This window comes from Microbacterium stercoris, assembly GCF_017592545.1.
GTDB classification, from domain to species: Bacteria; Actinomycetota; Actinomycetes; order Actinomycetales; family Microbacteriaceae; genus Microbacterium; species Microbacterium stercoris.
In genome coordinates this window covers 5,904-19,159 of record NZ_JAGFOA010000003.1, presented here as the reverse complement: position 1 = coordinate 19,159, position 13,256 = coordinate 5,904, and the positions used below count along the sequence as shown (strand labels likewise).

General features: G+C 70.2%; 11 protein-coding genes and 1 pseudogene. 8 read left to right on the top strand and 4 right to left on the bottom strand.

Annotation, left to right across the window (positions count from 1 at the left end):
* Positions 1-29: 29 nt before the first annotated feature.
* Positions 30-518 (bottom strand): YciE/YciF ferroxidase family protein, encoded by a 489-nt coding sequence (locus J5V96_RS07795; protein ID WP_208502504.1) that lies wholly within the window; start codon positions 516-518, stop codon positions 30-32.
* A 218-nt stretch (positions 519-736) separates the two neighbouring features.
* Between J5V96_RS07795 and J5V96_RS07790 the strand changes: the two genes are divergently transcribed.
* Genes J5V96_RS07790 through J5V96_RS07780 form a run of 3 tightly spaced genes read left to right on the top strand, consistent with a single transcriptional unit; the run spans position 737 to position 3,833 of the window.
* Positions 737-2,116, top strand: a complete 1,380-nt coding sequence (locus J5V96_RS07790) for an extracellular solute-binding protein (protein ID WP_208502501.1) — start codon at positions 737-739, stop codon at positions 2,114-2,116.
* The gene (locus J5V96_RS07785; RefSeq protein ID WP_307793558.1) at positions 2,113-3,009 is read left to right on the top strand and encodes a carbohydrate ABC transporter permease; all 897 of its coding nucleotides are present in this window, start codon (positions 2,113-2,115) and stop codon (positions 3,007-3,009) included. The genes J5V96_RS07790 and J5V96_RS07785 overlap by 4 nt, the downstream gene beginning before the upstream one ends.
* Positions 3,006-3,833 carry a carbohydrate ABC transporter permease gene (locus tag J5V96_RS07780; RefSeq protein WP_208502499.1) on the top strand — a complete coding sequence of 276 codons (828 nt, stop codon included), beginning with the start codon at positions 3,006-3,008 and terminating at the stop codon, positions 3,831-3,833. Before J5V96_RS07785 ends, J5V96_RS07780 begins: the two co-directional genes overlap by 4 nt.
* Here the strand turns inward: J5V96_RS07780 and J5V96_RS07775 are convergent.
* A complete protein-coding gene (locus J5V96_RS07775) occupies positions 3,830-4,261 on the bottom strand; it encodes a DUF6098 family protein (RefSeq protein WP_208502498.1) in 432 nt (143 codons plus the stop codon). The two genes, J5V96_RS07780 and J5V96_RS07775, sit on opposite strands and share 4 nt — an antisense overlap.
* Entirely contained in the window at positions 4,245-4,451 is a 207-nt protein-coding gene (locus J5V96_RS07770; RefSeq protein WP_208502494.1) for a hypothetical protein, read from the bottom strand. The genes J5V96_RS07775 and J5V96_RS07770 overlap by 17 nt, the downstream gene beginning before the upstream one ends.
* A gap of 105 nt (positions 4,452-4,556) precedes the next feature.
* Here J5V96_RS07770 and J5V96_RS07765 point away from each other — a divergent pair, with 105 nt between their 5' ends.
* On the top strand, positions 4,557-6,056 hold the full coding sequence (locus J5V96_RS07765) for a SulP family inorganic anion transporter (protein ID WP_208502493.1): 1,500 nt from the start codon (positions 4,557-4,559) through the stop codon (positions 6,054-6,056).
* Between the two features lie 56 nt (positions 6,057-6,112).
* Positions 6,113-6,319 carry a hypothetical protein gene (locus tag J5V96_RS07760; RefSeq protein WP_208502491.1) on the top strand — a complete coding sequence of 69 codons (207 nt, stop codon included), beginning with the start codon at positions 6,113-6,115 and terminating at the stop codon, positions 6,317-6,319.
* Positions 6,320-6,685: 366 nt separating this feature from the next.
* Here J5V96_RS07760 and J5V96_RS07755 read toward each other — a convergent pair whose 3' ends face one another.
* Entirely contained in the window at positions 6,686-8,287 is a 1,602-nt protein-coding gene (locus J5V96_RS07755; RefSeq protein WP_208502489.1) for an SLC13 family permease, read from the bottom strand.
* A 433-nt stretch (positions 8,288-8,720) separates the two neighbouring features.
* Between J5V96_RS07755 and J5V96_RS07750 the strand changes: the two genes are divergently transcribed.
* The 3 genes and pseudogenes from J5V96_RS07750 to J5V96_RS07740 all read left to right on the top strand — a co-directional run.
* Positions 8,721-10,124 (top strand): aldehyde dehydrogenase family protein, encoded by a 1,404-nt coding sequence (locus J5V96_RS07750; RefSeq protein ID WP_208502487.1) that lies wholly within the window; start codon positions 8,721-8,723, stop codon positions 10,122-10,124.
* A gap of 42 nt (positions 10,125-10,166) precedes the next feature.
* Entirely contained in the window at positions 10,167-11,786 is a 1,620-nt protein-coding gene (locus J5V96_RS07745) for an L-lactate permease (RefSeq protein WP_208502484.1), read from the top strand.
* A gap of 64 nt (positions 11,787-11,850) precedes the next feature.
* A pseudogene (locus J5V96_RS07740) lies at positions 11,851-12,954 on the top strand (ATP-dependent DNA ligase); the annotation flags it as partial.
* Positions 12,955-13,256: the final 302 nt, after the last annotated feature.

Here is a 13,256-nt window from a genome sequence, read left to right as displayed (position 1 = left end):
GGCCGGCAGACGCCGGTCAGAGCCGTCTGTCAGGCGACGCCGAGCAGCTCCTTGAGCTTCGTGGCGAGCTCCTCGGAGGTGTGCACCTCCTGGTCGCAGTTGGCCTGCAGCAGCGCGAGGGCGTCGGTCGCGCCGAGCGCCGTCACCGGGAGGATCAGGCCCTGGTATGCGGCCATCTCGTAGTGCTCGTTGCCGATCGCGGCCGAGAGGGCGATCTGGTCGTGCAGCGAGTCGTCGCTGCGCTCGATGAGTCCCTCGGCCTGGCGGCTGATGCCCTTCGTGCTGGGCGACGCGGCCGTCGACTCGGGCACCTCGAGCAGCTGGAACACCTTCTTCAGGTTCTCGATCTGCTCGCGCGTCTCATCGGCGTGGTGGGTGAACAGCTTCTTCACGTCGGCGGAGCGCGCCACCTCGGCGAGCTCGGTGACGGCGGCGAGGGAGTCCTGCTCCATGGTCATCGCCGTGCGCAGCTGGAAGCGCAGCAGATCCTGGGGGGTCTCGAGATGGTTCTGGCTCATGTCCTGCTCCTTGCATCGGTCGTCCCCGACGGTCCGTCGGTCTTCTCGACGGTAATTCGCGGATGCGGCCGCCAGGAGGGGATTGCGCACGACCGGATCCGTCGCTAACACGAACCCGGATTCTCCGAGAAGCGCTTCTGTCAAGCCGCTTACCGCCTCGCTTCCCCGGACCTACTTTCGCCACCAGGGGCGGACGAGAGCGGATGAGGAGCGAGTCGATGAGAAGGTTCCGGATCGGCGCTGCGGCGACGCTGGCAGGCGGGGCGATGCTGCTGACCGCCTGCGCCGTGGGCACGGGTGGCGCGGACGACGCCGACGCGCAGTACGACGCCGACGCGCAGCTCGAAGGCGAGTTGAGCGTGATGGGTTTCGGGGGCGTGGACGAGGTGGCCACCACCCGTATGGATCTCGCGAAGGAGGCGCTCGGCGACGGCGTCGATGCGAAGGTGGCCGAGGGCGAGCTCGATCTGCAGCAGTTCCTGTCGGCCGCCGCGACGGGAGATCCGCCCGACCTCATCTACGCCAACCGCGACCAGGTCGGATCCCTCGCGGCGCGCGGAGCGATCCTGCCCCTCGACCGCTGCATCGAGGGCGAGGGCATCGACACCTCGATGTTCGTCGAGTCGGCGCTCGCACAGGTGACGCTCGACGACCACGTCTACGGCATCCCGGAGTTCAACGTCGTCCAGGTGACGATGGCCAACGCGAAGCTGCTCGATGCCGCCGGTCTCACGCTCGAGGACGTCGACGGATCCGACTGGCAGAGGGTCAGCGCCGCGAACGAGGCGCTGACGGCCTCCGACGGCGGCAAGCTCCGCGTGATCGGATTCGACAGCAAGCTCCCCGAGTTCTTCCCCCTTTGGGCGAAGGCGAACGGCGTCGACCTGATCAGCGAGGACGGGCGCACCGCCCAGCTCGACGATCCGGCCGCGGTCGAGGCCCTCGAGTGGGCCGTGTCGATCTACGACGCTCAGGGCGGCTTCGCCGACGTGAAGGCCTATCGCGACTCGGCCGACTTCTTCGGCGAGGGCAACCAGTTCGCCACGGACGTGCTCGGTGCCATGCCGATGGAGCAGTGGTACCTCAACGTGCTCAACGACGTGTCGCCGGATGCGCCGGTGATCTTCGACACGGTCAAGGATCTGCAGGGCGAGCCGATCGCGTACGCATCGGGTCAGGCGTGGGCGATCCCGGCCGGCGCGGCGAACCCCGAGGCGGCCTGCCGCTGGGCGCGCGTGATGACGGCCGTCGACAGCTGGGAGGCCGCCGCCCAGGCCCGCCTCGACCTGCGCACCGAGGAGGGCAAGGCGTTCACGGGCCTGCTCACCGGCAACACCGAGGCGGACGAGCTGATCAAGGGCATGGTCACCTCGAGTGGCGAGCCCTGGGACACCGGCGTCGCGGCGATGTACGAGGCCAACGAGCACACCTTCGCACTGCCGGCGAGCCCCGCCGACGCCGAGTTCGAGAACGCGATGCAGGATGCGGTCAACGACGTGCTCTCCGGCGAGGCCGAGCCGGCCGACGCCCTCGCGCAGGCGCAGGAGACCGCGCAGAAGGCGCTCGATGACGCCTGGGCCGAGATGGAGGAGAGGTGAGCCGTCGCGAGAACCGCGCGGCGTTCCTGTTTCTCAGCCCCTGGCTCATCGGCTTCGCGGTCTTCACCGCGTGGCCCCTGATCTACAGCGGCTACCTGTCGCTGACCGACTACGACGTGATCAACAGCGCCTCGTTCGTCGGCTTCGACAACTACGTCGAGCTGTTCTCCGACCCGAAGATCGCGCTGGCCCTGACCAACACGCTCTTGTTCACGGCGGTGCAGGTGCCGCTCTACATCGTCGTCTCGCTCGCGCTGGCACTGCTGCTGGCGCGAGCGGGGCGGGCGTCCGGGTTCTTCCGCACGGTGTTCTTCCTGCCCAAGATGACCCCGCCCGTCGCGGTCGGCATCCTGTTCCTGCTGCTGTTCAACGGCCAGAGCGGCCTCATCAACACGGGGCTCGGCTGGGTGGGCGTCGACGGCCCCTCCTGGACGACGGATCCGGCATGGGTGAAGCCGGGACTGATCATCATGAGCCTGTGGACGGTGGGATCATCGGTGCTGATCCTGCTGGCCGCGCTGCGCGGTGTGCCCGAGGAGCTCTATGAGGCGGCGCGTCTGGACGGCGCCGGGCACTGGCGCCAGTTCCTCAGCGTCACGCTGCCGATGATCAGCCCCGCGGTGTTCTTCATCGTCATCGTCAACACCATCGCCGGCCTGCAGACGTTCGACGAGGCGTACACGGCGTTCTTCGGGGCCGGCAACACCACCTACGGCAACGACGCGGCGCTGTTCTACGTCATCTATCTGTTCCAGCAGGCCTTCCAGTTCCTGAACATGGGCTACGCCTCGGCGATGGCCTGGGTGCTGTTCGTGGTGATCATGATCATCACGGCGATCCAGGCGATCGTCTCGCGACGGCTCGTGCACTACGAGGGCGGGGCATCGCGATGAGCCGCACCGGCCGCATCCTGGCGATCGGGGCGCTGACGCTGCTCGCGATCGTCTTCGTCTACCCGTTCGTCTGGCTCGTCAGCGCGTCGTTCAAGCCGCGCGGCGAGGTGTTCGACAACCGGCTGATCCCGCAGACCTTCACGTTCGAGAACTACGTGCAGGTCTGGCAGGAGGCTCCCCTCGCGCTCTGGCTGGGCAACACGGTGCTCGTCACGGCGCTCGCGGCCACCGCGGTCACGCTCTCGAGCGCGATGGTGGCCTGGGCCTTCGCGTTCTACCGCTTCCGCGGGCGCGGAGCGCTGTTCGCCCTGGTCCTCGGATCGATGATGCTGCCGGGAGCGGTCACCATGATCCCGACGTTCCTCATCTGGAACGCGCTCGGCGCGGTCAACACGCTCACGCCGATGTGGGCGCACAACCTCTTCGGCAGCGCGTTCTACATCTTCCTGCTGCGGCAGTTCATGCTGTCGCTGCCACGAGACCTGTTCGACGCCGCCCGCGTCGACGGCGCCAACCCGTGGCAGGTGTTCTGGCGGATCGCCCTGCCGCTCTCGCGCCCGGCGCTCGCCGTGACCGCGGTGTTCGAGGTGCAGGCGGTGTGGACCGACCTGATGCGCGCCCTGATCTACCTGCGCGACTCGGCGACGTTCACCGTGCCGCGCGGCCTGAAGGCGCTCGTCGACAACTTCGGCTTCGGCGGCGAATGGCACTGGGAGATCCTCATCACCGCGAGCGTCATCACGACGATCCCGATGATCGTGCTCTTCTTCGTCGGCCAGCGGCACATCATCGAGGGCGTCGCCGCGGGCGGCCTGAAGGGTTAGTCCTCCGGGCCGCGGCCGGCCTCGAACGCCTCCTCGTAGCGCCGCGCCGCCTCATCGAGCAGCGCGGGCGTCAGCGTCGCCAGCGGCTCGATGTCGGCGAGCAGCGGCTCGCAGTCGGGCCCGCGCGCGACGACCCGCCCGTCGAGCACCCAGGCGAAGCGATCCGGATTCTTCTCCGCCAGCTCCGCGTACTGGCACACCTGTCGGGCGAGCCAGTCCTCGAGCGGGCGTGTCCACCACACCTCCGGATGCAGGGGGTTGACCGACAGCCCCGGGAGGTCGAGATCGCTCTCGGTGTCGCGGCTCTGCTCGGAGGCATCGTGCTCGGGCCCCTGCGAGTAGCGCACGTACGCGCACGGCCGGGACCTCACCAGCTCGGCGAGGTCCTCGAGCGTGGCGATCTGCGGCTGGTCAGTCGACCTGCTCACCCTGCGTCCGGATGAAGTCACGGTCCTCCTCGCTCAGCGTCGCGCCCTCCGGGACGGCGAAGCCGACGATGTCGCCGATCTCGGCGCGCACCTCGTCCGGGATGGCCGCGGTCTCCTCCTGGAGCGCGTGCTTGGCGTCCATCGACAGCTTGGGATACCACTCGTGGATGGCAGGCAGTTCGGCGTTCATGGCACCGACGGTACGGCCCGCGGTCCTCCCACCCAACGGGCTTGACAGCGAGCGCGCATAGGGTTGAGAGGGCCCTGCGCGTCGGGCCCCGAACGGAGGAGCCCCGTGCCCGCTGCCCTCGCCGAGTCCGGCACCCGCTACGCACGGTCGCTGCGCGACGCCGTGACGTCGCCTCGGCTGCTCACCCGCGAGGTGCTCGCCGGCCTGGTCGTCGGGCTCGCTCTCATCCCCGAGGCCATCGCGTTCTCCGTGATCGCGGGCGTGGATCCGCGGGTCGGCCTCTTCTCGGCCTTCGTCATGGCGGTGTCGATCGCCTTCCTCGGCGGCCGCCCCGCGATGATCTCGGCCGCGACCGGCGCCGTGGCGCTGGTGATCGCGCCCGTGATGCGGGACCACGGCCTCGACTACCTCTTCGCCACGGTGATCCTGGGCGGCCTCATCCAGGTGGTCGTCGGCCTGCTCGGCGTCGCGAAGCTCATGCGCTTCATCCCCCGCAGCGTGATGATCGGCTTCGTCAACGCGCTCGCCGTGCTCGTCGCGATCTCGCAGCTGGATGAGCTCCTCGCCTCGCCGTGGATGGCCTACGCGCTCGCCGCGGTGGGCATGGTGATCCTCTGGCTGTTCCCGAAGCTCACCCGCGCCGTCCCGGCGCCCCTGGTGACGGTCGTGCTGCTCACGGTCGTCGTCGCGCTGTTCGGCATCGACGTGCCGACGGTGGGCGATCGCGGCGCCCTCCCCGACAGCCTTCCGTTCCTCGTCCTGCCGCAGGTGCCCCTGACCCTCGAGACGCTCGGCATCATCGCGCCCTACTCGCTGGGCATGGCCGCGGTGGGCCTGCTCGAGTCGCTGATGACGGCGAAGCTCGTCGACGACATCACCGACACCCGCTCGTCGAAGACCCGGGAGTCGTGGGGGCAGGGCGTCGCGAACATCCTGTCGGGCTTCTTCGGCGGCATGGGCGGCTGCGCCATGATCGGCCAGACGATGATCAACGTGAAGGTCTCGGGAGCGCGCACGCGGATCTCCACCTTCATGGCGGGCGTCTTCGTGCTGGTGCTCGCGGTGGCCCTGGGCGACGTGGTCGCGATGATCCCGATGGCATCGCTCGTGGCCATCATGCTGATGGTCTCGGTGCTGACGTTCGACTGGCACAGCTTCCGCCCGTCCACGCTCAAGCGCATGCCCGCGAGCGAGACGGCCGTGATGCTCGTCTCGACCCTCGCCACGATCGTCACCCACAATCTCGCGATCGGCGTGCTGTCGGGCGTGGTGTGCGCCGCGGTGCTGTTCGCTCGCCGTGTCGCGCATTTCACGACGGTCACCCGCACGCTCTCGGAGGACGGATCCGAGGTGCGCTACGCGGTGGACGGCGAGCTGTTCTTCGCGTCGTCCAACGACCTCACCACCCAGTTCGAGTACGCGGATGATCCCGAGCGCGTGGTCATCGACATGTCCCGCTCGCACGTCTGGGACGCCTCGTCCGTCGCCGCGCTCGACGCGATCGTCACGAAGTACGAGCGCCACGGTGCGACGGTCGAGATCGTGGGTCTCAACGAGACCGCCTCGGCCTTCCACGGTCGTCTGAGCGGCAACCTCGGCGACTAGTTCGCCCGCCTGTCAATCCCCTGCCCCGCGGATCCGGATCGCGCGACGCTCGTGTCATGAGCGAACAGGATCAGCAGGGACAGGATCAGCAGGGCCAGGCTCCGGAGGACCAGCTCGTCGACACGGACCCCGACATGAGCACCGAAGCGGGACACCCCTCGCAGGCCGAGGGCGAGGACCCGCAGGACCCGGCCGACGCGCACACGCAGGCCCCGGAGGGCCATCCGTCGCAGGCGGAGGGCGAAGACCCCGACGCGGCCTGACGCGTATGGCGCACAGCGGGCGCGCGGGATTCCGCGCGCCCGCTAACGTGCGCCCCGCACACTGAACAAGATCGCAAATTCTGCGGATCTTTCCTCTGCCCACACGAGAAGACCCTCGCGAAGTTCCTCCAGCATGGACTCATCCCGGCCTGATCCACGCCGGGAAGCGACGTCCAAAGGAGGACATCACCATGACCATCATCGACAGCGACTCGCAGCTCTTCCTCACCGTCCCGGTCTGGTTCGAGCGCCACCCGTCGCAGGCCGAGGGCGAGGACTTCTGATCCCTCGCGCGCGACGCGATGACGGTCGGCACCCAGGTCTCCCACCGGTGCCGGCCGTCGTCGTCACCCCATCCGTCCCGGCTCAGAACGGCCAGATGAGCGGGACGTAGAGGACGGCGACGGCGGTCCAGACGACGGCGAGCGGCAGGCCCAGGCGCCAGTAGTCTCCGAAGCGGTACCCGCCGGGCTCGAGGATCATCGTGTTCGCGGGGGTCGCGATCGGGGTGAAGAACGCCGCGGCGCCCATCACGGTGAGCGACATCATGAAGGGCAGCGGCGAGGCGTCGAGCGTCGCGGCGGCCGACAGCGAGATCGGGATCATCAGCAGCACGGTGGGCACGTTGGCGATCACCTGTCCGAGGGCGAGGGTGATCAGGCCGAGACCCAGCAGCACCAGGTGCGGGCTCGTCGTGCCGACGACCGACAGCACCCCGTCGGCCACGAGCTGTGCCGCGCCCGTCTGCAGGAACGCGGTCGAGAGCGGGATCATGCCGGCGATCAGCACGACCGTCGACCAGTGCACCGCGCGGAAGGCATCGCGCATCGACAGCGTCTGCGACAGCACCACGGCACCAGCCCCCAGCATGCCGGCCGCCACCGCCGGCACCACTCCGGTCACCAGCAGCAGAATCATCCCGACCAGGATCGCGATGGCCCGCTTGGCGCCGCGGCCGAGCGGCACCCCGCGTCGCAACGACTGCGGCTCGGTGACCGCGACCACCTCGGACCCGGCGGCGAACCGCTCGAGGGCGTCCCAGGGCCCCTGCACGAGCATCGAGTCGCCCGCGCAGAGGTTCCAGGCGCGGTCGCCGCGGGTGTCGCGCGATTCCGACTCCTCGGCCCCGGATCCCTCGTGGCCGTCCGAGGAGTGCACCGAGAGCACAACGAGCTCGCCCTGGAAGATGCTCATCCCCGGGTGCACGTGGCGGCCGAGATAGCGCGAGCGCGGCGGCAGCATCACCTCGAGCGTGCCCTCGTCGGCCGTGAACAGCGGACCCGTCGCGAGCCCGTAGTTCTCCTTCAACCGCGCCGTCTCGGCCGAGTGGTCGGATGGCACGTCGGCCGATCCGCCCGACCGATCCGGCAGCAGCCGACCGCCGAGCGACGCGGTGGTCGCCATCGTGAGCGCGAGCAGGGGAAGCCCCACCAGCGCGAACTCGAAGAAGTGGAACGGTCGCGCTCCCGCCCCGGCCGCGGCCTCCGAGACCAGGATGTTCACGGGCGTGCCCGTGAGGGTCAGCAGCGACCCGGCGTGCGCCGCGAAGGCGAGCGGGATGAGCAGCCGCGATGGTGCGATCCGCGACTTGACGGCCACAACGACGACGAGGGGGAGCAGTGCGGCCACCGCCCCGTTGATGCTGATGAACGCGGTGATCACGGCCACCACCAGCGAGATCACCACGGTGATGCGGCCACGCCGGGTGCCCGCGAGGTTTGTGACCTGACGGGCGGCCCAGGCCGTCACGCCGGTGGCATCGAGCGCGTCGCCGACGATGAACAGCGACGCGATCAGGATCGGCGTGGAGTCGGAGAACCCGGCCAGCGCCTCCGGCAGGGTCAGCACGCCGCTGAGAAACAGCGCCAGCGAGACGCCGCAGGCCACGATCGCCAGCGGCACGCGGTTGCTCGCGAAGGCGATCAGCGCGACACCGAGAATCACGAACACCGCGATCTGGGCTTGCATGCCGCCACCCTAGCCGCGCACCCCGGAGCGAGGCGGGGTGGGTTCCGCGCCCCGCCCCCCTCCTGCTCCCGCCCCTCCCGCTCGTTGAGCGAGCGAAGCGAGTCGAAACGCCCAAACCCCCACGGAAGGCCCGAGGCGTTTCGACTCCTGCGCTCGCAGAGCTCGCTCCGTCGCTCAACGAGCGACGTGGGTTCCGTCCCCCTCCCGCTCGTTGAGCGAGCGAGGAACGAGCGAGTCGAAACGCCCAAACCCCCGCGGGAGGCCCGAGGCGTTTCGACTCCTCCGCTCGCAGAGCTCGCTCCGTCGCTCAACGAGCGACGTGGGTTCCGTCCCCCTCCCGCTCGTTGAGCGAGCGAGGAACGAGCGAGTCGAAACGCCCCAAACCCCCACGGCCCGTGGCCACCGCGCCCCGCGGGAGGCCTACGCTGGCCGGATGATCCCCGACGTCGTGGAGACCTCGCCCGCCACCACGCCCGCCGATGCCGTCGCCGCCGCGCGCGCACGTTTCGAGGCGGGCGCGACGCGGTCCGTCGCGTGGCGCCGCGCGCAGCTCGACGCGCTGGCCCGCCTGCTCGACGAGCAGGGTGCGCGTCTCGAGGAGGCGCTGTGGGCCGACCTGCGCAAGAGCCCGACCGAGACGCGACTGACCGAGACCGCGATCGTGCGCGCGGAGCTCGACGAGGCCCGCCGGCGCCTGCGTGCGTGGATGCGTCCGCGCCGGCGCACCGTGCCGTGGTTCCTGCTGCCGGCGACCGCGGCCCTGCTGCCCGAGCCGCTGGGCGTGATCCTGATCATCGCGCCGTGGAACTACCCGCTGCAGCTGACGCTCGCCCCGCTGGTCGGCGCGATCGCGGCGGGCAACGCCGTGGTGGTCAAGCCCAGCGAGCACGCGCCCCAGGTCAGCGCGGCCCTGGCCGAGCTGCTGCCGAGGTACCTCGATGCGGTTCACGTGGTCGAGGGCGCGGCCGAGGAGACCACGGCGCTGCTCGCCGAGCGCGTCGACCACATCCTGTACACGGGCAGCGGACGGGTGGGCCGGATCGTCCTGCGCGCCGCCGCAGAGCACCTCACGCCCGTCACGCTCGAGCTGGGCGGGAAGTCGCCCGTCTGGTTCGATGACGCCGCGCACCTCGATCAGGCCGCGCGCCGCATCGCGTGGGCAGCGTTCGTCAACGCCGGCCAGACGTGCATCCGCCCCGACTATGTGATGGCGCCGCCGCACCTCATCGATCCGCTGGCGAAGGCGCTCGAGCGCGCCGTGCACGACATGCTGGGCGCGGATCCGTCCGTCTCCCCCGACTACGGACGCATCGTGAACGACGCGCAGCATCAGCGCCTCGTGGCGATGCTCGAGGGGGCCGATGTCGTCTTCGGGGGGCGCCACGACCGGGCGACCCGTTACTTCGAGCCCACGGTCACGCGCGCCGACACCGCGGCGAGCGCGATGCAGGACGAGATCTTCGGTCCGATCCTGCCGCTCGTGGCGATGCCCGGCGTCGAGCAGGCGATCGCCCACATCACCGCGCACGACAAGCCGCTCGCCCTCTACGTGTTCACCCGCTCGAAGGCCACGCGCCGCGCGTTCGCCCAGCGCACCTCCTCGGGGGCGCTCGGGTTCGACGCTCCGCTGCTGCAGATCAGCGCGCCGCGCATCCCCTTCGGCGGCGTCGGCGCGAGCGGCATGGGCGGATACCACGGCCGCGCCTCGTTCGAGCTCTTCAGCCATCTGAAGCCGGTCGTGCGCCGCATCCATGCCCTCGACACCCTCTTCCTCGTGCGCCCGCCGTTCACGGGCCTGAAGCAGTGGTTCGGGCGATTGCTCGCGAAGTCCCGCTGACGCTCTGTTCAGGGGCCGGGCCGCCCCGCTACCGTGACGGCCATGTGGAACCAGCAGATCGATCCGCTCGGGAACATCGCGCTGTCGGCGCTGGTCGCCGCTGTTCCGATCCTGGTGTTCCTGCTGTGTCTCGTCGTCTTCAAGCTGAAGGGCATCACGGCGGGAATCATCGCGGCGGTGCTGCAGATCGCGATCGCGGCGTGGCCGTTCGGAATGCCGGCCGGATCCATCGCGGGCGCCGCGCTCGCGGGCGTCGAGACGGCGATCTGGCCGATCGCGTACATCATCGTCATGGCCGTGTGGCTGTACCGGCTCACGGTGGCGAGCGGACGCTTCGACATCATCCGCGCGTCGATCGCGGGCATCTCTCCGGATCAGCGTGTGCAGGTGCTCCTCATCAGCTTCGCGTTCGGCGCCTTCCTTGAGGGCGCCGCCGGCTTCGGCGTGCCGATCGCGATCTGCGCGGCCCTGCTGGTGCAGCTCGGCTTCGGGCCCGTGAAGGCGGCCATGCTGTCGCTCGTTGCGAACGTCGCGGCGGGCGCCTACGGCGCGATCGGCATCCCCGTCATCGTGGGCGCACAGGTCGGGGGCGTGGATCTTGCCGGACTGTCGGTGCAGATGGTGATCGTGCTCCAGATCCTGGCGCTGGCGACCCCGTTCCTGCTGGTGCTGATCCTCGACGGTGTCCGCGGCATCCGCGAGACCTTCCTCATGACGCTGTGCGTGTCGCTCGCCTTCTCGATCAGTCAGGCGGCGATCCTGATCTTCCTCGGCCCCGACCTCGCCGACATCATCCCGGGCCTGCTCACCATGGTCGTGGTGTTCGCGGTCAGCCGCGCGTGGACGCCCAAGCGCATCCACCGAGAGCCGGGCGCCCCGGAGCCGACGAGCACGAGCCAGAGCTTCGGCGACGTGGTCGTCGCCTGGAGCCCGTTCTACATCCTGACCGGCGCGGTGTTCGTGTGGAGTCTGCCGTGGTTCAAGTCGCTGTTCGCGGTCAACGGCCCGCTGTCGGGGCTGGTGGCCCGCGTGCCGATCCCCGGCATCACGGGCGTGGTGGTGCCCTATGGCAAGGACGAGCCGGCCGCAAACGTCTGGGAATGGACTCCCGTGAACGCGACAGGCACGGCCATCCTGGTCGCGGTGATCATCACGTTCTTCACCACGCCGCAGCTGCGCTCGGCTGACCTGTGGCGCGAGCTGCGCGAGACGGTGAAGATGCTGTGGCAGCCGATCGTGCTCATCGCGCTGGTGCTGATCGTCGCGAATGTCGCGAATTACTCCGGCGGGTCGACCGGGATCGGCACGGCCATCTCGGAGATCGGCTTCGTCTTCCCGCTGCTCGCCCCGGTGATCGGCTGGTTCGGGGTCTTCATCACCGGATCCGTCGTGAACAACAACACGCTTTTCGCGGGGCTGCAGACGGTCACCGCGCAGGGCATCGGGGTGGATCCGACGCTGCTCGTGGCCGCCAACACGTCGGGCGGCGCGGTGGCGAAGCTCGTCTCTCCGCAGTCGATCGCGATCGCCGCGGGTGCCGTGGGGCTGACCGGACGCGAGGGGGAGATCCTGCGAGCGGTCATCGGCTGGAGCCTCGGGATGCTCGGCGTGGTATGCGTCTGGGTGATGCTGCTCTCGCTCGTCGTGCCGGCGCCCGCCTGACCTGATCCCACCTCGGCCTGTCCAGCCCCTGCCGGATGTCGGTGGCCCGGCGCACAATGGCTGGATGCTGCTGAGTGACCTCTCCGAGGCGACCGAGACCGTTGCGGCCACCTCGTCGCGCCTGCAGAAGGTCGCCGCGCTCGCCGACGTGCTGCGTCGCCTCGACGTCGACGAGATCGCCCCGGCCATCGGATTCCTCATCGCGAGCCCGCGGCAGGGTCGTCTGGGCGTGGGCTGGCGCGGACTCGCGATCCTCGACGTCGCGCACACCGATGTCGCGCAGCTGACGGTCGGCGGCCTCGACGCGGCGCTCGACCGCGTCGCGGCGGCCGGAGGTCCGGGGTCGGTGGATGCGCGCCGCCGCGAGCTCGAGACCCTCGCCGCCTCCGCGACCGCGGCGGAATGGCATTTCATCACGCGGGTGATCCTCGGCGAGCTGCGCACGGGCGCTCTCGAGGGGGTGCTGCTCGACGCGATCGCGTCCGCCGGCGACCGACCGGCGGCGCTGGTGCGCCGCGCCGCGATGCTGTCGGGTGACCTCGGTGAGACCGCCCGGATCGCCCTGACCGCATCGCCCGCCGAGCTCGAGGAGGTGGGGCTGCGGGTGGGGCGCGCGGTCATGCCCATGCTCGCCTCGACGGCAGCCTCAGCCGCGGAGGCGATCACAGCGCTCGGGCGCGACGCGTCGGTCGAGTACAAGCTCGACGGCGCGCGCATCCAGGTGCACCGCGACGGTGACGACGTGCACGTCTACACCCGCAGCCTGGCCGAGGTCACCCACCGCGTGCCCGAGCTCGTCGAGGCCGTGCGCGCGCTGCCGGCGCAGCGGCTGATCCTCGACGGCGAGACGCTCTCACTCGACGACGACGGCGCTCCTCGCGCCTTCCAGGACACCATGTCGCGCTTCGGCTCGGAGGCCGCCGCGACCGTCGCCCTGCGCCCCTGGTTCTTCGACGTGCTGCACGTCGATGGGCGCGATCTCATCGACGAGCCGCTGAGCACACGCCTCGAGATCCTCGACCAGGTGGTCGGCGATCTCCGGATGCCCGGTGTCGTGACGGCCGATCCCGAGCGCGCCGAGGAGTTCGGGCGGGAGGCGCTCGCGGCCGGCCACGAGGGCATCATGGTGAAGGCTCTCGACGCGCCCTACGCGGCGGGCCGCCGCGGCTGACCCGCCCGCCCTTCGCCCTCCCCCTCGTTCGTCGAGCGAGAGGCCACCTCCCGCGGGTCGCCCTCCCCCCTCGTTCGTCGAGCGAGCGAAGCGAGTCGAGACGCCCCAAACCTCGCACGCACACTGCGGCGTCTCGACTCGCTCGTTCCTCGCTCGCTCGACGAGCGGGTGGCTATATCTCCCGCGGGTCACACCCTCGCTCGCTCGACGAGCGGGTGGCCGCCCCCCGTCGTGGGGGGGGGGGGGGGGGGGGGGGGGTGGGGTGGGGGGGGGGCACGCCCCCCCCGCCGCCGGGGGGC

Excerpts from the sequence above, each read along its gene's own strand:
- J5V96_RS07795 (WP_208502504.1), bottom strand. The coding sequence starts at position 518 with ATGAGCCAGAACCATCTCGAGACCCCCCAGGATCTGCTGCGCTTCCAG.
- J5V96_RS07790 (WP_208502501.1), top strand. The coding sequence starts at position 737 with ATGAGAAGGTTCCGGATCGGCGCTGCGGCGACGCTGGCAGGCGGGGCG.
- J5V96_RS07780 (WP_208502499.1), top strand. The coding sequence starts at position 3,006 with ATGAGCCGCACCGGCCGCATCCTGGCGATCGGGGCGCTGACGCTGCTC.
- J5V96_RS07770 (WP_208502494.1), bottom strand. The coding sequence starts at position 4,451 with ATGAACGCCGAACTGCCTGCCATCCACGAGTGGTATCCCAAGCTGTCG.
- J5V96_RS07760 (WP_208502491.1), top strand. The coding sequence starts at position 6,113 with ATGAGCGAACAGGATCAGCAGGGACAGGATCAGCAGGGCCAGGCTCCG.
- J5V96_RS07755 (WP_208502489.1), bottom strand. The coding sequence starts at position 8,287 with ATGCAAGCCCAGATCGCGGTGTTCGTGATTCTCGGTGTCGCGCTGATC.
- J5V96_RS07750 (WP_208502487.1), top strand. The coding sequence starts at position 8,721 with ATGATCCCCGACGTCGTGGAGACCTCGCCCGCCACCACGCCCGCCGAT.
- J5V96_RS07745 (WP_208502484.1), top strand. The coding sequence starts at position 10,167 with ATGTGGAACCAGCAGATCGATCCGCTCGGGAACATCGCGCTGTCGGCG.